The sequence below is a fragment of the Bradyrhizobium sp. MI1.3 genome (assembly GCF_055811695.1).
Genome location: NZ_JBVVPQ010000033.1, coordinates 52,398 through 69,925, shown reverse-complemented (window position 1 = coordinate 69,925; position 17,528 = coordinate 52,398). Strand labels below are relative to the sequence as shown.

Sequence of the window (17,528 nt, the reverse complement as noted above, 5' to 3'; positions counted from 1 at the left end):
TCATGTTCAGACGACCTTCCGTTCACTTCGGGCGTATGCCCGAACCGGTCACGCCGTACCAAAAAGCAGCGCAAGTCTGGGACGAACGCATTGGATCGGCGCGCGTGCAGGCCAAGAACTGGCGCTTGATGGCCTTTGGTTGCCTCATGCTCTCGGGCGGCCTGGCCGGTGGACTTGTCTGGCACTCAGCACAAGGATCAATCACGCCCTGGGTCGTCGAGGTCGATCGCCTGGGCCAGGCTCAACGGGTTGCGCCAGCCAACATCGACTATCAGCCCACGGACGCCCAGATCGCCTACCACCTGGCGCGCTTCATCGAGGACGTCAGAGGCTTGCCGGCTGACGGCATCGTTCTGCGGCAGAACTGGCTGCGCGCCTATGACTTTACGACCGATCGTGGTGCGGCTGCGCTCAACGACTTTGCGCGCAACAACGATCCGTTTGCCAAGCTGGGCAAGGCGCAGATCTCCGTCGATGTGTCGAGCGTGATCCGTGCGTCTTCAGAGAGTTTCCGGGTCGCCTGGACCCAACGCATCTACGAGATTGGCTCGCTGAGTGCGACCGAGCGCTGGACCGCGATTCTCACGGTGGCAATCGAGACGCCGCGAGATGCCGAACGCCTGCGCAAGAATCCCCTTGGCGTCTACGTCCGCGCCATCAACTGGTCGAAGGAGTTGGGTCAGTGATCGAGACGACGCGTGACATGTGTTCAAAAGGTCCGATCCAATACCGCAGGTTCAGCTCGAGCAGGTGCAAGCTCGCCGCTTTGAGGCGGGCCCTTTTACCAGCTCTGCTGCTTGGCACATCAGCCCTCGCAGGATGCGCCACCTACATTCCACCGGAAATCAGCTATGACGCCGAGGTCCCGCCGTTGCCAGCGCCTCCAGCGGCACTCGATGATCGACCTCGCCCGCTTCACGTTCCACCGCTCTGGAAACCCGTTCTCGGCGGCAAGTCGGGGACCAAGGAAGAGGCTGAACCCGTGAGCCGGGTTGAGACCGCGAACAGCGCCGCGCGCGTCGAACCGCGGAAAAGAGGATACTTCAACGCGGCGCAGATTTACGCCTTCAGCCCCGGGGCGCTCTACCAGGTCTACGCCGCTCCGGGACAGATCACGGACATCGCGCTGGAAGAGGGAGAGCAATTGACGGGATCCGGACCGATCGCGGCCGGAGATACCGTGCGCTGGGTAGTCGGAGATACCGAGAGCGGGAGCGGGGATACGCGTCGCGTCCACATCCTGGTCAAGCCGACGCGGGCTTCGATCGAAACCAATCTTGTCGTCAACACCGACCGGCGCACCTACCTGATCGAGCTCCGCTCCCGCGAGCGGCCGTACATGCCGTCTGTTGCCTGGTACTACCCGGAAACAGTCCGCGAACGATCGCGCGCAATCGCTCTCACCCCGGCTATTCCGGATCCGGCGCAGCGCGTCTTTCGTTACGCGATCGAGGGCGACAGCCCACCGTGGCGGCCGCTCGCAGCATATGACGACGGCCGAAAGGTCTATATCGAATTCCCGCAAGGGATCGTCCAGGGCGAGATGCCACCGCTGTTCGTCATCGGACCCGACGGCAAGACCGAACTCGTCAACTATCGCGCCTACGGCAATGTGCTGATCGTGGATCGTTTGTTCGCGGCCGCAGAATTGCGGCTCGGCGGTGAGCATCAGCAGAAGGTCAGGATTGTGAGGACTGACGGGAGGCCGTCGTCATGAACACGCAGAACGAAAACAATCCCGACCGGTTCATTCCGCCGCAAACACCAGAGGAGCAATCCGTGAGCTTCCGGCTGCGAGCCGAACCTCCGCGGGTCACCCGATTGTCTCGCAAGGTACTGGCGGGAGGGAGCGCGGTTGCCCTGCTGGTTATCGGCGGAGCCGTGTTGTGGTCGCTCCAGAGCAATCGGTCCCGCAACCAGGCGGCCGACGAGCTGTATAGCACCGATCATCATAACGTTGCCGACGGTATTGAGGCATTGCCGAAGGATTACACTGGCGTTTCACGCCAAACCGTGCCGCAGCTTGGTCCGCCGCTCCCGGGCGACCTCGGTCGACCGATCTTGGCCGCTCAAGGCCAGTCGCCGACAACCGGCGGAGATCCGGAACAGCAACGCCGGGATCAAGAGAGCGAGGCGGCCCGTATAAGCCATCTGTTCGCTTCGACCAATGGGAGAGAAGTGCGTCCGCCCGCCGCTGCGTCTGTTGGAGGCGAGCGCCTGCCCCCCAATACCACGAGCACCAGCGAGGATGGATCTGCGCAAACCGCGCAGGACCGAAAGCTTGCCTTCCTGAACGCTTCTGTGGACCGCCGCACCTTAAGCCCTGACCGCGTCAGCAGGCCCGCCTCACCATACATTGTGCAGGCTGGCACGGTGATTTCAGGAGCGCTGATCACTGGGATTCGGTCAGATCTTCCGGGCCAAGTCACGGCGCAGGTGACGGAGACTTTATACGACACTCCGACCGGCCGCTTTTTGCTCGTGCCCCAGGGAGCGAAGCTGATCGGCAGCTATGACAGCCAGGTTTCGTTCGGCCAGTCGCGAGTGCTGCTGGTCTGGACCCGGCTTATCATGCCGAACGGCCGCTCGATCGTTCTGGAGCGGCAGTCCGGTGCTGACAGCGCAGGCTACGCGGGGCTCGAAGACCAGGTCGACAATCATTGGGGTGAGCTATTCAAGGCTGCGGCACTATCGACGGTTCTTGCTGTAGGGACGGAATTGGGAGCTAGTTCGGACACCAATAGCAACGACAGTGCCATCATTCAGGCATTGCGGCACGGCGCCTCCGACTCACTAAACCAAACGGGACAGCAGGTGGTTCGGCGCAGCCTCAATATTCAACCAACGTTGACCATCCGCCCGGGCTTTCCGATCCGCGTCCTTGTCAATCGCGATCTCGTTCTCGAGCGATACAGAGAGTAAAGGCACCTATGGCTAAGCTTAGGATTGGAGCGCTACCTGACGACAAGCCCGTTAGGGTCAGCGTTGAGTTGCCGGCTTCTGTACATCGGGATCTGCTCGCCTATGCGAAAGCCGTTGCAAGCGAATCCGGTCAACCCATCAGCGAACCGGGTAAGCTTATCGCACCGATGCTGGCGCGGTTCATGGCTACGGATCGTGGCTTTGCAAAATTTCGACGCGCGGTTCACTCGCCGGAGGACAGCAAAGGGTAACGTTCAGCGAGGAGTTTGAGAAAACTATCCAAGGCTGGATTGTCGTTATCGGCTCGCCAATGTGCCGAAAAGTCAACCCGGGTCGGCCCCGTCCCATCTCGTAACTCGCGATAGACCAAACCAGCTAGGCTCGCGCCAACATCTGATTCCAGGACCAGGCTGATCCCGAGCTTCATGCTGACGAGACTCTTGATGATACCGCGGCTGACGTCGTGGCGTTCGATCTTCGGTCGATCCGCAGGAGAAACAAGCTTTGATATCAAGAGATCCTCAAGCTCGCGTCCGGGATCGTGCTGGCTCAGCAGGACGGTCTCATTTCGGAGATCGGTCCAATGGACTACAGTTTCTGCTGCCAATGCGTGATTGTCCGGCAAAGAAACCAGGATACGCTCACTCCAAAGTGGGTGAACGCTATTGTCCGGCAGTCGCGCGCCCCCAGCCACGATGAGAACGTCCGCTGTGCCATTTCGCAGCGCTGTCCCGAGATGCGTCCGCGACCGCTCGACCGTCGCGAGTTCGACCCGAGGATGCCGGTTCTTGAATTCGCTAAGTGTTGCTCGCAGATTGCCTGCTGAAATGGAGGTGCAAAAGCCGATCGAAAGGCGGCCAACTTCGCCTCGGCTATTCGACTTTGCTGTTGCTACCAGCACATCGACCTGCTCCAAAATTAACCCAGCCATCCTCAGAACGCTTCGTCCAGCCGGCGTCGGCTTTACGCCCCCGCCCGAGCGCTCGAATATGGCAACGCCGATCAGATGTTCAAGCTGACGAATGGATCGGCTCAGGATTGAGTGTCGAACGGACAGCAACTCGGCGGCTTGCCGAATACTCCCATAGTCTGCGGCTGCTACCGCAAATCGAAGCTGCTGCAGGTCGACCGCGTGCCCCCGGGACGTCCGTGACTGATCCATTTTCTCGTTTTCGTAATTCGCGAAACTGACTGATTTCGTCGTGCTGCAGGCAGCAATTTCGTTTGAGAACTAACAGAACTCCTTGTCTCGCGATTGCAGGAAATCAGCATCGAGCTTCAGCGTGCGCCTGACGGCCGGCAATCAACCGGATGGTGGAGGCTTGCGACTGTTTGCTTGGCTGATACTGCATCAGGCTTGCGTCCGATGATTGCTCGGCACGTAATTTGCTTGACTATGTGGCGCGCCTGTCACAGCGTTGTTGGCCATGCGACGCGCAGACGTCCGCCATCGGAGAAACATTCGGGGAGGTAGGTCATGATTGCGCTGTTGGGCCGGTCGGATCCGGCAACCACGCAGGCCGTCCAGTTCGCAAGAGGGATTCTCGAGGGGGCTGCGACCGTCTTTTACGAGGTCGACAGTAACCTCAATCTCAACCGCTTCGTGCTCTCAAGCGGCGTCCCGTCGGGCTTTCACGACCAGTATCTGGCCGGGATGAACCGGCTCGATCCACTGCATCCGCGTTCCGCAACCAATCAGCCAATTGCGCGGCTCAGTGTCGTCATCGGTCGATGTGCCACAAAGGAAGCGCTGACCTTCCGCACCTTCGCCGGACAGTGTGGTATCGCCGACATAATCGAATTCTTCTTCCGCCGTAACGATCGGATCGTGGCGGGGATGAGCGTGCTTTGGGGATCCGGTTGCAGGATCCCCGACGGCGCGATGAACATCGCCGAGAAGATCCACGATTATCTCGAGTTCAATTTGACGCGTTGCCTGGCGCCTTCGCCAGACGAGCCCGCGCGCTATGGCCTGACCTCACGCGAGCTCGAGGTCATCGACCTGCTCTGCTGCGGCCGGACCAATCGCGAGATTGGCGAGTGCCTGAATATCGGCCTCGCCACCGTGAAGACGCACCTGATCCATATCTTCGAGAAGCTCGGTGTCGAGACCCGCTCGGCCGTCGTCGCCCTGATGTCGCGACCTCGCTGAGTCTTACCTCGCTGAGCCTTGCCTCACTGAGTCCTGCCTCCACGACCCCATCCACCATCCGGTTGATTGCTGCCTCATGCGCGGCGGGTTTAGATTTTCGAGATTGGCGTCGCTATTGAGGCCGATGCGGCCGCCGACATGACTTGTTTCCGGTGGTACGCAAGCTGTCCACCCAAGGGTTGATTGTTACCGTTCGGCACGTTCGCCAAGCTCGGTCTCAGGGAGCGCTTCATGGCGGACGTACCCGTTTGCAAGACGGAGCCTGGCAGCGTCATCGGTGTGACGGTGGTGGAGTCCGTCGATGCGGTGGACCATGCCGGCCGCTTCCACGGCTGGGACCTGCGGATAGACCAGGTGTCGTCCGGGCGTTTTGCCGGGCGGCTCGTGATGATCCGACTCGGCAGTCTCGAGATCATCAGGGAAACCATCTCGCAGGCGCTGATCAAGCAGGGCTCGGCTTGGCCGGATTCACTCGTCTTCAGCCTGCCGCTGGCGGCCTCCAACGAGGCGCATTTCAACGGTCGGCCCTTGGCCTTTCCGAATGTATTGCTCAGCGACGGAGCGGACCTGCCGCCCTTGCTGACGCCGACGCAGCTCGATGTGGTGTCGATAGCTATTGTCCGCAGCCGCCTGACGTCGTTGCTCGAAACGCTCGGCGAGAGGCGGGCCGCCGACTTCGTCGCCAGTCGTCGCCAGCAGAATCATTGCTTCAGCGGATCGCCCGGCGGACTATCGACACTCCAGCATGGTTTTCGTGAGATCTGCGACCAGGGGGATCGACTTCAACGTGCGATCGGATTTGCCCGCGCGCAAGAGTCCCTCGAAGACACCGTCGTTGATGCTCTCGCTGACATCCTGTCGGAAAATGCCTGGCGCGATGTCAACGGCGTGACCGCGCAAAAGCGGATTGTGGATCGAATCAAGGAGTACGTGATCGCTCATGCCGATGATCCTCCGAGCATCGCCGACCTGTGCCGCCATGTCGGTGTCAGCCGCCGGACGCTGCAGGGCTGCTTTCGGGATGCGCTCGGGCTGACGCCGTTACAGTATCTGCGCATGCTGCGGCTGAACGCCGTGTGTCGCGAGCTGCGTGCGCTCGCCGCGGCGGGGCAACCGGTGTCGATCGGCGATGTTGCGGCGCGGTGGGGCTTTTGGCACTGGAGCCGCTTTACCGAAAACTATCGGCAGCTGTTTGGCGAGCTGCCCTCGCACACGGTGCGGCGTGTTCTGTCTGCATCAGTTTAGGAATTTCGCATCACTGCCTCCGCGTTTGCCGAATCCGGATAACGCCGGTCAGGGGCCCGTTCCAAGTTTCGCCCGCAACTGCTGCGCCGCGCACGATCGGTCGTCGATCGGAACGTGACCGACGCAGCGATAACGGGGATGGGGGCTACATGACGATCAACGGACGAATTGCTGCGGCGGCACTTGTCGCGATCAGCGCGGGCGCAACCAGCGCCAATGCATTCGAGTTTGGTTCCCCAGGCTTTGCGCAAAAGCCCGGGATCACTCTTGGTGGCGGGACGGCCGGCGCACCGCCGCCCGGTCTTTACAGCTTCAATCAGGTTTTCACCTATCACTCGAACCTTGTCGGTCCCGGCGCGCCGAATGTCGGTGGCGCGGCGACGCCTGCGCATTCCGCAGTCGAAGCATCGGGTCTGTTGTGGGTGCCGGGCTGGACCTTATTCGGCGCGACCTATAATGCGGTCATCGTGCAGCCCTGGATCATGGCGGACGTCGGCTCACCCATCAACGTCCAACTAGCCGGCATGCATAACACCTTCATCGTGCCAGCGGAGTTGAGCTGGAAGCTCGGCGACAGCGGTTTCTTCGTCAAGACCGGTCTCGGCATCCATGTGCCGAACGGGTCGATCAGCGGGCCCGCCGGACTGAACAGCGTCGGCAATCCCTGGTGGACCTTTCAGCCTGAACTGGTGGTGTCCTATCTGAACGACGGCTGGAATTTGACGGCCAATCTGTTCCAGGAGATCAACACCGCGAACTCGATCACCGGCTATCGTTCCGGCGACATTTTCCATGCCGAATTCGCGGCCACCAAGACGATCGGCAATTGGACGTTCGGGCCGGTAGCCTATTATGCCGGCCAGGTTACCGACGACAAGTCGAGCGCGTTCTACGGCAACGCGATCAACGTCAACCGGTACAACAACTGGGCCGGCGGTGGTCTGGTCGGCTACAATTTCGGGCCGGCTGCGTTGACGGTCTGGGCCACGCATGAATTCTCCTCGACAGCGTCCGGCGGCACCGCCGGCCCGCCCGGCATCGACACCGCCGCGATCACCAAGGGTTATTCGGTGTTCGCCAATCTGAGCTTCCGACTGTGGGGACCAGATGCGCCCCCGCCGCCGGCCAAGCGGCCGACGTTCACGAAGTAAGATGCTCACCCAGTAAAGCGGGCAGCAACGCCGCCCGTTCTGCAGCGTGCAGTGGGTAGCCAGAAGGGAATCGCGTTGATCGCGGTTCCCTAACGGCCGCCTTTGGCTGTTCAAAACGTGCTCGGCCGGGAGCATCCACCGAATGGTGGATTGTTCGTAACCGCGACTTGCCGAACTTTTCCTGCGGCGGGCCTGGCGCTAAACGACGACGTATCTGAAGGGACACCGCGATGAAAAAGATCACTTACGCCACGGCTGCCGATCTCGCTAAGATGCTCGCGACAGGTCGGATCAGCGCCTGCGAGTTGTTGGACGAGAATCTTGCGCGAGTGCGGCAGCTCAATCCACAGATGAACGCCGTGGTGGCGCTGGACGAGGAGGGTGCGCGCAGATCGGCCAAGGAGGCGGACGCGGCGCGGGCCCGTGGCGCATCCCTCGGCCCGCTGCATGGCGTGTCGATGACGATCAAGGACACGTTCGCCGTCACCGGCATGACCGCGACCTGCGGGCTCGAACCGTTGCGCGACTATCGCCCGGCGATCGACGCGGCCGCGGTCGCGAAGCTGCGCGCGGCTGGCGCGATCATCTTCGGCAAGACCAATCTGCCCCCGGCGGCGGCCGACCACCAGTCCTGCAACTCCCTGTTCGGGCTGACGCGCAATCCCTGGAATGGCGACCGCACGGTTGGTGGCTCCTCCGGCGGTTCGGCGGCGGCGCTGGCGGCCGGCTTCACGCCGCTGGAGCTCGGCAGCGACATCGGCGGCTCGATCCGCGTGCCCTCGCATTTTTGCGGCGTCTATGGTCACAAGCCGAGCTACGGCATCGTGCCGGTCGACGGACATATCCCGCCGCCGCCCGGCCATTTGTCGGAGCCCGAGCTCGCTGTCGTCGGTCCGTTAGCACGCTCTGCGTTCGATCTCGAACTAATGCTCGATTTGCTCACCGACGCGCCGGAGCTGAAGCGGACGGCGTATCGCCTCGCCTTACCGCCGGCGCGGCACACGGACTTGCGCGAATTCCGGGTTGCTGTCTGGAATGACGCGAAGGCTTATGCACTGGATGGAGCCTATGCCGCCGCGATCGACGGGCTGGTCGAGGATGTCGCGCGACTTGGGGTGAAAGTCGACACCACCGCGCGGCCGGCGATTGATCCGACGGAGAGCTTCCGCGTCTACATGCAGACGTTATTCGGTATCATCGGCGTGGGTGTGCCGCCGCCGGCGCGCGATGAGATCATCGCAGGTGGCAAGGCGGCGCCGGAGGGCAGCTATCCGCGCATGGTGGCGGAGGCGATGGGCCAGAGCCTTGCGCAATTCGCCGATGCCGCTGAAGCGCGCGAAAGACTGTTCCGCGCCTGGCGCGAGTTTTTCACGCACTATGACGTCCTGTTGTGCCCAACCACGCCGACGGTCGCGTTTCCGCATGATGTCGCGCGGATGGATCTGGCTGCGCAGTTCGAGCGTCGAATCGTCGTGAACGGCCGGCCGTCGCCCTACATGGACAATCTGATGTGGCCCGGCCTGGTGACGGTAGCGAACCTGCCGGCCACCGCGATCCCGACCCGACGACTGGTAGAGGGGCTGCCGGCCGGCGTCCAGATCGTCGGTCCTTACCTCGAAGACCGCACGCCGCTGAAGTTCGCCCAGTTGCTCGAGCGGGCGCTCGGGGGCTTCATCCCGCCGCCTTTGTGAGTATGCTTGCGACGGACGGTTGGACAGGGGATCGCGGACGTCGTGGCTCCGGAGCGGTGCTTGCCGCAGCGATCGTCATCATGCCGGCGTTGCATGCGGAGACCAGGGCGTCTCAACCGGCATCGGCGTCCCATCGATGGACGCCGTGACCGCACGCGAGATTGTTGCTGCCCTCGACCTGCTGCGCAGCGCGGATCTTCTGCACCGACCAGACCATGGCGCCGACTTCGCTTGCCGATTGCCTCGACAAGGACGGGACGACGGTCCGCTGCTCGAGCGGGCCATCGCCTGCGTCGCCTTAGGTGGCCACTGATAGGCCGGCGTCGATGCCTTGGACGATTGTCACCACGTCGACCGCCGAGAGGATCAGGGGAGGCGACAGGATGATATTGTTCCCGGAGACGCGGATCATCACCCCGGACTCGTAGATGCCGTCGGCGATCTTGTCGATCAGCCTCTTGTCGATCAGCTTCTTGCTGTCGCGGTCGGCGACCAGCTCGATCGCGGCCATCAATCCCTTGCAGCGGACGTCGCCGACCAGCGCATGCTTCGATTTCAGCCCTTCGAGGGCGGTGGCCAACTCCTTGCCTCGCGCGGCGGCATTCTCGTCGACTCTGAGGCGCTTCGTTTCGGCCAGCGCCGCAATGGCCGCCGCACAGCCGACCGGATGGCCCGAATAAGTGTAGCCGTGCCCGATCGAGCCGAAGCTGGTGGTGTCGGCCTCGAACGCTTCAGCCACCTTGTCGCCGATCAAGGTCGCACCGAGCGGGAAATAGCCCGAGGTGATGGCCTTGGCGATCGTCATCATATCCGGCTTCACGCCCCACAGCCGCGAGCCCGACCAGGCGCCGGTCCGGCCAAATCCGGTGACGACCTCGTCCGCGATCATCAGGATGCCGTGACGGTCGCAGATCTCGCGCACGAGCGTCATGAAGCCATCGGGCGGCACGATGACGCCGCCGGCGCCGAGCACGGGCTCCATGATGAAAGCAGTGATTGTGTCGGCACCCTGGAAGGCGATTTCATCCTCCATGTCCGCGGCGCAAAGCTGCGCGAGCTTTGCCGGATCGGTTTCATTGAAGGGATTGCGGTAAGTCCAGGGCGCGGGGACGTGGAACACGCCGGGTAGCAGCGGCTCATAGTTACGGCGGAAATTGGCATTGCCATTGACCGAGGCGCCGCCGAAATGGGTGCCGTGATAGCCCTTCTTCAACGCCAGGAATTTGGTGCGATCGCTTTGCCCCTTGATCTTCCAGTACTGCCGCGCCAGCCGTAGCGCGGTCTCCACCGAATCCGACCCGCCAGACGTCAGGAAGGCGCGGACCATACCTTCCGGTTTGAACCATTCGGTGAGCTCGTAGGCGAGCTCGATCGATGGGCCGGTCGAGGTGCCGCGAAAGCCGGAATAATAGGGCAGGGCATCGAGTTGGTCCGCGATCGCCTGCTTGATCGGATCGCAACTATAGCCGAGATTGACGTTCCAGAGGCCACCGACGGCGTCGATCACCCTGCGACCGTCGATGTCGGTGACATGCACGCCGTCGCCCTTCATGATGATGCGGGGCGGCTGCGCGCGCATCTCGGCGGGATGCGCCATCGGATGCCAGATCGGCTTGGCGTTGTTCTCGATCAGGAAATTCTTGTCGCGCATGGTCCCTCTCGCCTCAGTCGAAGGTCAGTCCAAAATGCCGCAAGGCTTCGCCGTATGACGCGCGGGGATTCCTGACGTCGAACAGCACGGTTCGCATGTTGCAGGCGGCGGCGCCTGCGATGTTGCGGCGTTGGTCGTCGACGAAGACGCAATCCTCCGCGGCGAGCCCAAGCCGGCCGAGCACGTCGTGATAGGCGCGCGGATCGGGCTTCAGGATGCCGGTATGGGTCGCATCGACGATCACGGCGAACCGCGACAGGACCGGCAGCCGGAGCCGGAAGCTTGCGCCATAGAACAAGTCGAGCTCGTTCGAGAGGATGGCGAGCTTGAAGCCGGCGTCATCGACCATGCGGATGGCACGGTCGGCCTCGGGACGAATGACGGTTACGGGATCGGCGCCGCGAGCGCGCTGCACGAACGTCTCCATGGCCTGCCAGTCCTCGCCGAGCATGTGACCGACCTCGCGGCTGCGCGTTAGCCAGTAGTCGCGCTCGGAAATATCTCCGCGCTGCATGGAGGCCCAGAGAGGATCAGTGTCAGGCGCAAAGGGCCCGAGCCATTTCAGCGTGCAGGGCGGCAGGCCCAGTGCCTGCTCGGTCAAATCATGAGTCTCGAACAGGGTCCTTGAGATGACCCCGCCGAAATCCAGCACCAGCGCGCGGGCGAGCGGCGGTTTCACGCGGCGGCCGTGGCCTGGCCGGCCGGCACGATGCCGGCCGCCACCCATCGATCGAAAATCTGCAGCACGCGCTCGGCGAAGGCGGGGTGGTTGATATGCTCCTTCAACTCGTGAAGTTCCACAGGGGAAGTGATGGCCGAGCGCATCTCAGAGACGAACGCCGTCAACCCTTCAGGATCGTGCAGGGACTCGCCCTCGCGGTCCCATTGCTGGATGCCGCCTGCCGGCAGCACGAACGCCACCGGCGCCTTGGCTTGCGCGAGCCTTTCGGCAATCGCGCGTGCGATCCGGCGGCGGTCGTCCGGACCCGACGTTGCCGAGGCGAGCAGGCGGTTGTGGGCGTGGAACGGACGATCGGCCAATTCCTTCGGCGTCGGCAGCCAGGCCGGAAAGTCCACCATGTCGATGGCGCCGGGCGCGACGATCTGCGGGATGCCGGCCTTGCCCGCATTCTCCAACCTATCAGGGCCGGAATTCACCACCGAGCCGGTGAGCTGGTTGGCGAGTTCCTGCAGGCTCAAATCCAGCACCGCGGCAAAGCCGCCATGCGCGGCGATCGATTCCATGGCGCGGCCGCCCATGCCCGTGGTGTGGAAGATCACGACCTCATAGCCGCGCCGTTCAAGCTGCGGCTTCAACTCCACCATGTAATTGAGACAGCTCTTGCCGAGCGAGGTGATGGCGACGACGGGTCGGTCCTTCTTCGGTAGGATCGCGCTGCGCGCTGCGCCGACGATGGCACCGCAGGCCTGCGCCAGCACCGATGTGCAGGTGCTGTTGAGGCCATAGAGGCCGCCGGCCCACAGGATCATCATCAGGTCGGCTGCGATCCGCTCCGGCGGGATCAAGTGCGAGAATGCGACCGTCGAGACCACGAGCTTAGGCATGCCGAGCGGTAGCGCCAGCGCTACGTCGAGCGCAAGATCGGTCCCCATGGTGCCGCCGATGGCGATGACCGCATCGATTGCGTCGACCTCAGTGAGCTCTCGGGCAAGGATCGCGGCACCGCGTGCCATCGCTGACATCGCGGAGTTCTCGTCACCGCTGGCGAGGATCGCGGAGATGGTCGTCTGCGCGGCCGCGGCGACGGCATGCTTGTCGTGCTGCGGGCGGTAGGGCGGATCGCCGAGCACGCTGATGTCCATCATCACGGTCTCTCCGCCGGCCCGCGTGATACGGTCGCGCATGAAGAGTAGCTCGTCGGCCTTAGTGTCGCCGGTGCCGATCAGCAGGATTCGGGGTTTCATGGTTTCGGGCATGACCTGGCAGCTCTCACCGACGGCTGTGGGTAGAATGGAACGACGTGCCTGCATCAGAAGGCAGGACATCAAGGCTTGGCCGCACGCTATAGGCGGCGGCCGCGGGACGACATCCACCCATCGGTTGATTGCCGCTCGGCCGTCGTTTTGGCGAGGATCAGACCATGCGAGCGGCGCACCTGACGCTGCTCATGCCAGTGGACAATTCACCCGACATGCAGCAAGTCCAGATCAATCAATTGAGGTCGGCGGTCATTCCGCCCCAGCAGCTCTTTCTCGGGGGCCGGCCGACGGATGCGCTCGGTGACGCGCGGCTCGACGTGCTCTCGCCGATCGATGGCCGGTGCCTGACCACCATTGCCGACGGTGACACCCGCGATGTCGATCTGGCCGTGAAACTAGCGCGACAGGCGTTCAGCCATGGCGGCTGGTCGCGGTCGGCGCCGGCGCATCGGAAGAAAGTGTTGCTGCGCCTTGCTGAGCTGATCGAGCAACATGCGCTCGAGATCGCTGTGCTCGGCGTCCGCGACAACGGCACCGAGATCGGCATGGCCTATAAGGCGGAGCCGCTGTCCGCTGCCGGCACCTTCCGCTACTATGCCGAGGCGATCGACAAGCTCTACGGCGAGATCGCGCCGACCGGCCGCGACGTGCTCGGCCTCGTCCATCGCGAGCCGCTCGGTGTCGTCGGCGTGATCGTGCCCTGGAATTTTCCGCTGATGATCGGCGCCTGGAAGATCGCGCCGGCGCTGGCGGCCGGGAATTCGGTCGTGGTGAAACCGCCGGAGATCGCCTCGCTCAGTTTGCTGTATCTCGCGCGGCTCGCCAGCGAGGCCGGTTTGCCCGACGGCGTGTTCAACGTCGTTACCGGCCGTGGCGCCTCGGCCGGGGAGGCGCTGGCCTTGCATATGGATGTCGATGCGCTGGCGTTCACCGGCTCGGGTGCGGTCGGGCGACGGCTGCTGGAGTCCTCGGCACGCTCCAACCTGAAGCGCGTCCATCTTGAGCTGGGCGGCAAGTCCCCGAACATCGTCTTCGCCGATGCGCCCGATATCAGTCACGCGGCAAAAGTGTCGGCGAATGGCATCTTCCGGAATTCAGGCCAGGTTTGTGTCGCCGGATCGCGGCTGCTGGTGCAATCATCGATCTATGACCGGTTCATGGATGAGCTGCTGAGCGCGACCGCGCGCCTTAGGGTCGGCGATCCCCTCGATCTGAGCTCGGACATCGGCGCAATCTCCAGCGCCTCGCAATTGCGCCGCAATCTCGATGCCGTTGCGCTGGCGCAGGAGCAGGGCGCCCGGCGACTGACCGGTGGCGAGCAGATCCTGGTGGATAGCGGCGGTCACTTCATGTCGCCGGCGATCTTGGCCGATGTCGCGCCCCGGATGAATCTCTGGCGCGAGGAGGTGTTCGGCCCGGTTCTCGCCGTGGCACAATTCGAATCCGAGGAGAATGCCGTGGCACTTGCAAACGAGTCCCCCTACGGGCTCGCGTCGGCCGTGTGGACCGGCAACCTCTCTCGCGCGCACCGCATGATTCGCGCCATTCATGCCGGGGTCGTGCACGTGAACACCTATGGCGGGGCAGATATCACAGTGCCGCTGGGCGGCTTCAAACAATCCGGCTTCGGGCGCGACAAGTCGCTGCACGCGCTCGATGCCTATACCGACCTCAAGACAGCCTGGATCGCACTATGAACATCACTACCGAAGAGCGTGCCGGAGTCATCGATCGCCTGATCGATGCAGAGCAGGAACGCTTCCGCAAGATGCATCCGCGCTCCGCGGACGCCTGGCAGGAAGGCAAGCGGCACTTCCTTTACGGCGGCCCTTCGCACTGGATGCGCCGTTGGGCCGGCGGTTTCCCCGTTTATGTCGATGAGGCCAGGGGCGCACATATTCGTGACATCGACGGCCATGACTACATCGACTTCTGTCTCGGCGACTCCGGCGGCATGTGCGGCCACGCGCCTGAAGCGGTGACCGACGCGGCACTGCGTCAGTTCAAGCGCGGCGCGACGATGATGATGCCGACCGAGGACAGCCTGTGGGTCGGTGCCGAGCTGTCGCGTCGGTTTGGGCAGCGGCATTGGACGCTGACAACCTCGGCGACAGATGCCAATCGTGCGGCGATCCGGATCGCGCGGATGATCACCGGACGTCCCAAGGTGCTGGTGTTCTCGGGTTGCTATCACGGCGGCGTCGAGGAGGCGCATGTCGAAATCCGCGATGGCCGCGTCGGCTTGCGGAATATGATTCATCCCAACGGAATCGATCACGACGCCGTCACGCGCGTGGTGGAGTTTAACGATGTCACAGCGCTCGAGGCGGCGCTTGCGCATGGCGACGTCGCCTGCGTTCTGGCCGAGCCACTGATGACCAATTTCGGCATGATCCCAGTCGATCCGGGGTTTCATCTTGCACTGCGCGAGCTGACGCGGCGGAGCGGCACGGTGCTCGTGATCGACGAGACCCACACCCTGTCCTGCGGCCCTCGCGGCTACACCGGAATCCATGCCCTGCAGCCCGACATCTTCGTCGCAGGCAAGGCGATCGCGGGCGGCATTCCGGCCGGCGTGTTCGGGCTGAACCAGGAGATCTCCGAACGTCTCTGGGCCATAGTGCCCCATGTCAATCCGCGCGAGCGCCAATCCGCCCATCTCGGTTTTGGCGGAACGCTCGCCGGCAACGCACTAACGATCGCAACCATGCGCGCGGTGCTGGAAAAGGTGCTGACCGACGAGAACTATGGCCGCATGATCGCGACCGCGACCCGGCTTGCCGACGAGATCCGTGGCTTGATCGAGGCTAATCGTTTGCCCTGGCATGTCACCCAGATCGGCGCGCGTGCGGAAATCATGTTCATGGCGCAGCAGCCGCGCAGCGGCGCCGATGTTATCGCCGGCCGGCAAGCCGGCCTCGAGACGCTGCTGCACGCGTTCTACATGAACGAGGGCATTTTGGTCACGCCGTTCCACACCATGCTGCTGATGTGTCCAGCGACGTCGGATGCGGACATTGCACGGCACACCGCGGTCTTCGTCCGTTTCATCGATCTCCTGCGCAACTCCGGAGTGATCTGACCATGCCGCGTCCCTTCGACCTCTCAGGCAGGATCGCCATCGTGACCGGCGGAGGCAGAGGCATTGGCGCGGCCATTGTCACGCGCCTGGCGGAGGCCGGCGCCACCGTCGTGATCGCCAACCGCACGCGGGAAGTTGCGGAAGCCCTCGCCGCGGAGCTAGCGATCAATGGATTGACGGTGCATTGCGTGCCGTTCGATGCCCTTGACCGTGCCAGCCTGCACGCCATGGTCGACCGCGTCGCGGGACGATATGGCCGTCTCGACATCGTCGTTCACAATGCTGGCGGCTGTCCGTGGTCGTCGCTGGAGGAACTGAACGAAGCCAAGCTGGAGGAAGCGCTGGCGCTGAACCTCAATGCCAGTTTCTGGCTGGCGCAGGCCGCGATCTCGCACATGCGCGCCAATCGCTTTGGGCGCATTCTCGTGACGTCCTCGGTGTCCGCGCGTGTTGCGATGGGTGGTGGCGCGCATTACTCGGCGGCGAAAGCCGGCGTCAACGCCTTCATCCGCGGCGCGGCGTTCGAACTGGCGCGCGACGGCATCACCGTCAACGGCGTCGAGGCAGGGTTCATTGCCAAGCCCGGCCGCGGCACGATGAGTGCGCCGGAGACGCGAGCGAAACTCGAGCGTTTCGTCCCGGTCGGTCGGATGGGGAGTGCCGACGATATCGGTTACGCGATGCTCTATCTGGCTTCCGTCGAAGCGGGATACATGACCGGGCAGACCATCGTCGTCGATGGCGGCAGCACGCTGCCCGAGACCGGTTTTGCGGTGGAGCGGCAATGGGGCCTTGGATGACGGCGCGGCTCGCGGGAAAAACCGCATTGATCACAGGAGCGGCGACCGGCGTCGGTCGCGCGACCGCGCTGATGTTTGCGCAGAACGGTGCACGCGTCGTGTTGTTCGGCCTCGGTGATGCCGAACTTGACGCGGCCGCTGCCGAGGCGGGTGGAGAGCCGGTCCCGGGCGACGTTACCGAGAGCGCCGATATCGTGCGGGCCATCGAAAGCTGCGGCCAACGGCTCGACATCGTGGTCAATGCCGCGGGTCTCATTATTCCGGACCAGCCGCTGGACGTATTAGATGATGTCTGGGCGAAGACGCTCGAGGTCAACCTGACCGGAACTATGCGGGTGTGTCGCGCCGCCTTGCCGCTTTTGAAGCAGCAGGGAGGGGCGATCATCAACATCGCGTCCGTCGCAGCCTTCAATGCGAGTCCAGATAGCACGAGTTACGCGGCGAGCAAGGCGGCTGTGGTCGCCTATACGCGCTCGCTGGCTTACGCGCATGGCGCCGATTCCATCCGCGCCAATGCGGTAGCGCCGGGCTGGGTGCGGACGCCGATGAGCGCCTACGAGATGCAATTGCTGGCGGAGCAGAATGACACGACGGCCGATGCCGAATTCCGGTCTGTCGAACGGCGGATCGCGCTGGGGCGTATGGCCGCGCCTGCCGAGATTGCTGCCTGCTGTCTGTTCTTAGCGTCGGACGAGGCTTCCTTTGTCACGGGCGCTGTTCTCGTGGTGGACGGCGGTGGCCGCTCTCCCACACACAGTCGCGCTATTTGATGCAGGTAATCAGGCGAGCATGGGAGAAGAGAGTTCAGCAGGCGCTTGGGGGGGCGACCTCCTTCGCTATATGAGCGCCTCGATCGCCGACCTTGCGGACGCCTGCAGGCTGTCGCGCGGCGC

The 17,528-nt window shown here is 63.4% G+C and carries 17 protein-coding genes; 12 read left to right on the top strand and 5 right to left on the bottom strand.

The features are described 5' to 3' along the window. Nucleotides 1-2 precede the first annotated feature (2 nt). Genes trbF through AC0L3A_RS23450 form a run of 4 tightly spaced genes read left to right on the top strand, consistent with a single transcriptional unit; the run spans nt 3 to nt 3,173 of the window. A complete protein-coding gene (trbF, locus tag AC0L3A_RS23465; RefSeq protein WP_473255307.1) occupies nt 3-686 on the top strand; it encodes a conjugal transfer protein TrbF in 684 nt (227 codons plus the stop codon). Further along, nucleotides 683-1,717, top strand: coding sequence for a P-type conjugative transfer protein TrbG (gene trbG / locus AC0L3A_RS23460; RefSeq protein ID WP_473255306.1), 1,035 nt, complete (start codon nt 683-685; stop codon nt 1,715-1,717). The genes trbF and trbG overlap by 4 nt, the downstream gene beginning before the upstream one ends. Next, nucleotides 1,714-2,922 (top strand): TraB/TrbI/VirB10 family type IV secretion system protein, encoded by a 1,209-nt coding sequence (locus tag AC0L3A_RS23455; RefSeq protein WP_473255305.1) that lies wholly within the window; start codon nt 1,714-1,716, stop codon nt 2,920-2,922. Before trbG ends, AC0L3A_RS23455 begins: the two co-directional genes overlap by 4 nt. An 8-nt stretch (nt 2,923-2,930) precedes the next feature. Beyond that, entirely contained in the window at nt 2,931-3,173 is a 243-nt protein-coding gene (locus AC0L3A_RS23450; protein ID WP_007601619.1) for a DUF2274 domain-containing protein, read from the top strand. On the opposite strand, the gene AC0L3A_RS23445 is transcribed toward AC0L3A_RS23450, so the two are convergent. Next, nucleotides 3,146-4,084 carry a LysR family transcriptional regulator gene (locus tag AC0L3A_RS23445; protein WP_007601620.1) on the bottom strand — a complete coding sequence of 313 codons (939 nt, stop codon included), beginning with the start codon at nt 4,082-4,084 and terminating at the stop codon, nt 3,146-3,148. The genes AC0L3A_RS23450 and AC0L3A_RS23445 overlap by 28 nt on opposite strands. 315 nt (nt 4,085-4,399) lie before the next feature. Between AC0L3A_RS23445 and AC0L3A_RS23440 the strand changes: the two genes are divergently transcribed. The 4 genes from AC0L3A_RS23440 to AC0L3A_RS23425 all read left to right on the top strand — a co-directional run bounded on the left by AC0L3A_RS23440 (nt 4,400) and on the right by AC0L3A_RS23425 (nt 9,161). Next, a complete protein-coding gene (locus AC0L3A_RS23440; protein WP_007601621.1) occupies nt 4,400-5,074 on the top strand; it encodes a helix-turn-helix transcriptional regulator in 675 nt (224 codons plus the stop codon). Between the two features lie 231 nt (nt 5,075-5,305). Continuing rightward, nucleotides 5,306-6,319: a helix-turn-helix domain-containing protein gene (locus tag AC0L3A_RS23435; protein WP_007601622.1), complete on the top strand. Its 1,014-nt coding sequence runs from the start codon at nt 5,306-5,308 to the stop codon at nt 6,317-6,319. Between the two features lie 149 nt (nt 6,320-6,468). Next, the gene (locus tag AC0L3A_RS23430; protein WP_473255304.1) at nt 6,469-7,470 is read left to right on the top strand and encodes a SphA family protein; all 1,002 of its coding nucleotides are present in this window, start codon (nt 6,469-6,471) and stop codon (nt 7,468-7,470) included. Between the two features lie 230 nt (nt 7,471-7,700). Then, on the top strand, nt 7,701-9,161 hold the full coding sequence (locus tag AC0L3A_RS23425) for an amidase (protein ID WP_007601624.1): 1,461 nt from the start codon (nt 7,701-7,703) through the stop codon (nt 9,159-9,161). Nucleotides 9,162-9,273: 112 nt separating this feature from the next. Here the strand turns inward: AC0L3A_RS23425 and AC0L3A_RS23420 are convergent, their stop codons facing one another. The 4 genes from AC0L3A_RS23420 to AC0L3A_RS23405 are packed head-to-tail and all read right to left on the bottom strand — an operon-like array spanning nt 9,274 to nt 12,750. Next, nucleotides 9,274-9,411, bottom strand: coding sequence for a hypothetical protein (locus tag AC0L3A_RS23420; protein WP_473255303.1), 138 nt, complete (start codon nt 9,409-9,411; stop codon nt 9,274-9,276). A gap of 48 nt (nt 9,412-9,459) precedes the next feature. Then, entirely contained in the window at nt 9,460-10,812 is a 1,353-nt protein-coding gene (locus tag AC0L3A_RS23415) for an aminotransferase class III-fold pyridoxal phosphate-dependent enzyme (protein ID WP_473255302.1), read from the bottom strand. A 13-nt stretch (nt 10,813-10,825) separates the two neighbouring features. Next, nucleotides 10,826-11,539 carry an HAD family hydrolase gene (locus AC0L3A_RS23410; RefSeq protein ID WP_473255301.1) on the bottom strand — a complete coding sequence of 238 codons (714 nt, stop codon included), beginning with the start codon at nt 11,537-11,539 and terminating at the stop codon, nt 10,826-10,828. Then, nucleotides 11,488-12,750: a Tm-1-like ATP-binding domain-containing protein gene (locus tag AC0L3A_RS23405; RefSeq protein ID WP_473255300.1), complete on the bottom strand. Its 1,263-nt coding sequence runs from the start codon at nt 12,748-12,750 to the stop codon at nt 11,488-11,490. Before AC0L3A_RS23405 ends, AC0L3A_RS23410 begins: the two co-directional genes overlap by 52 nt. Nucleotides 12,751-12,965: 215 nt before the next feature. Between AC0L3A_RS23405 and AC0L3A_RS23400 the strand changes: the two genes are divergently transcribed. The 4 genes from AC0L3A_RS23400 to AC0L3A_RS23385 are packed head-to-tail and all read left to right on the top strand — an operon-like array spanning nt 12,966 to nt 17,405. Continuing rightward, nucleotides 12,966-14,450, top strand: a complete 1,485-nt coding sequence (locus tag AC0L3A_RS23400; protein ID WP_473255318.1) for an aldehyde dehydrogenase — start codon at nt 12,966-12,968, stop codon at nt 14,448-14,450. After that, a complete protein-coding gene (locus tag AC0L3A_RS23395; protein ID WP_473255299.1) occupies nt 14,447-15,835 on the top strand; it encodes a transaminase in 1,389 nt (462 codons plus the stop codon). The genes AC0L3A_RS23400 and AC0L3A_RS23395 overlap by 4 nt, the downstream gene beginning before the upstream one ends. A gap of 2 nt (nt 15,836-15,837) precedes the next feature. Further along, nucleotides 15,838-16,635 carry an SDR family oxidoreductase gene (locus AC0L3A_RS23390; protein WP_354110632.1) on the top strand — a complete coding sequence of 266 codons (798 nt, stop codon included), beginning with the start codon at nt 15,838-15,840 and terminating at the stop codon, nt 16,633-16,635. Then, nucleotides 16,632-17,405, top strand: coding sequence for an SDR family NAD(P)-dependent oxidoreductase (locus tag AC0L3A_RS23385; protein WP_473255298.1), 774 nt, complete (start codon nt 16,632-16,634; stop codon nt 17,403-17,405). The genes AC0L3A_RS23390 and AC0L3A_RS23385 overlap by 4 nt, the downstream gene beginning before the upstream one ends. Nucleotides 17,406-17,528: the final 123 nt, after the last annotated feature.

Bases quoted from the DNA above. Each gene is read 5' to 3' on its own strand.
- AC0L3A_RS23415 (WP_473255302.1), bottom strand. From the start codon at position 10,812: ATGCGCGACAAGAATTTCCTGATCGAGAACAACGCCAAGCCGATCTGG.
- AC0L3A_RS23450 (WP_007601619.1), top strand. From the start codon at position 2,931: ATGGCTAAGCTTAGGATTGGAGCGCTACCTGACGACAAGCCCGTTAGG.
- AC0L3A_RS23455 (WP_473255305.1), top strand. From the start codon at position 1,714: ATGAACACGCAGAACGAAAACAATCCCGACCGGTTCATTCCGCCGCAA.
- AC0L3A_RS23435 (WP_007601622.1), top strand. From the start codon at position 5,306: ATGGCGGACGTACCCGTTTGCAAGACGGAGCCTGGCAGCGTCATCGGT.
- AC0L3A_RS23425 (WP_007601624.1), top strand. From the start codon at position 7,701: ATGAAAAAGATCACTTACGCCACGGCTGCCGATCTCGCTAAGATGCTC.
- AC0L3A_RS23390 (WP_354110632.1), top strand. From the start codon at position 15,838: ATGCCGCGTCCCTTCGACCTCTCAGGCAGGATCGCCATCGTGACCGGC.
- AC0L3A_RS23440 (WP_007601621.1), top strand. From the start codon at position 4,400: ATGATTGCGCTGTTGGGCCGGTCGGATCCGGCAACCACGCAGGCCGTC.
- AC0L3A_RS23405 (WP_473255300.1), bottom strand. From the start codon at position 12,750: ATGCCCGAAACCATGAAACCCCGAATCCTGCTGATCGGCACCGGCGAC.
- trbF (WP_473255307.1), top strand. From the start codon at position 3: ATGTTCAGACGACCTTCCGTTCACTTCGGGCGTATGCCCGAACCGGTC.
- AC0L3A_RS23430 (WP_473255304.1), top strand. From the start codon at position 6,469: ATGACGATCAACGGACGAATTGCTGCGGCGGCACTTGTCGCGATCAGC.
- AC0L3A_RS23400 (WP_473255318.1), top strand. From the start codon at position 12,966: ATGCAGCAAGTCCAGATCAATCAATTGAGGTCGGCGGTCATTCCGCCC.
- AC0L3A_RS23385 (WP_473255298.1), top strand. From the start codon at position 16,632: ATGACGGCGCGGCTCGCGGGAAAAACCGCATTGATCACAGGAGCGGCG.
- AC0L3A_RS23410 (WP_473255301.1), bottom strand. From the start codon at position 11,539: ATGGGTGGCGGCCGGCATCGTGCCGGCCGGCCAGGCCACGGCCGCCGC.
- AC0L3A_RS23395 (WP_473255299.1), top strand. From the start codon at position 14,447: ATGAACATCACTACCGAAGAGCGTGCCGGAGTCATCGATCGCCTGATC.
- AC0L3A_RS23445 (WP_007601620.1), bottom strand. From the start codon at position 4,084: ATGGATCAGTCACGGACGTCCCGGGGGCACGCGGTCGACCTGCAGCAG.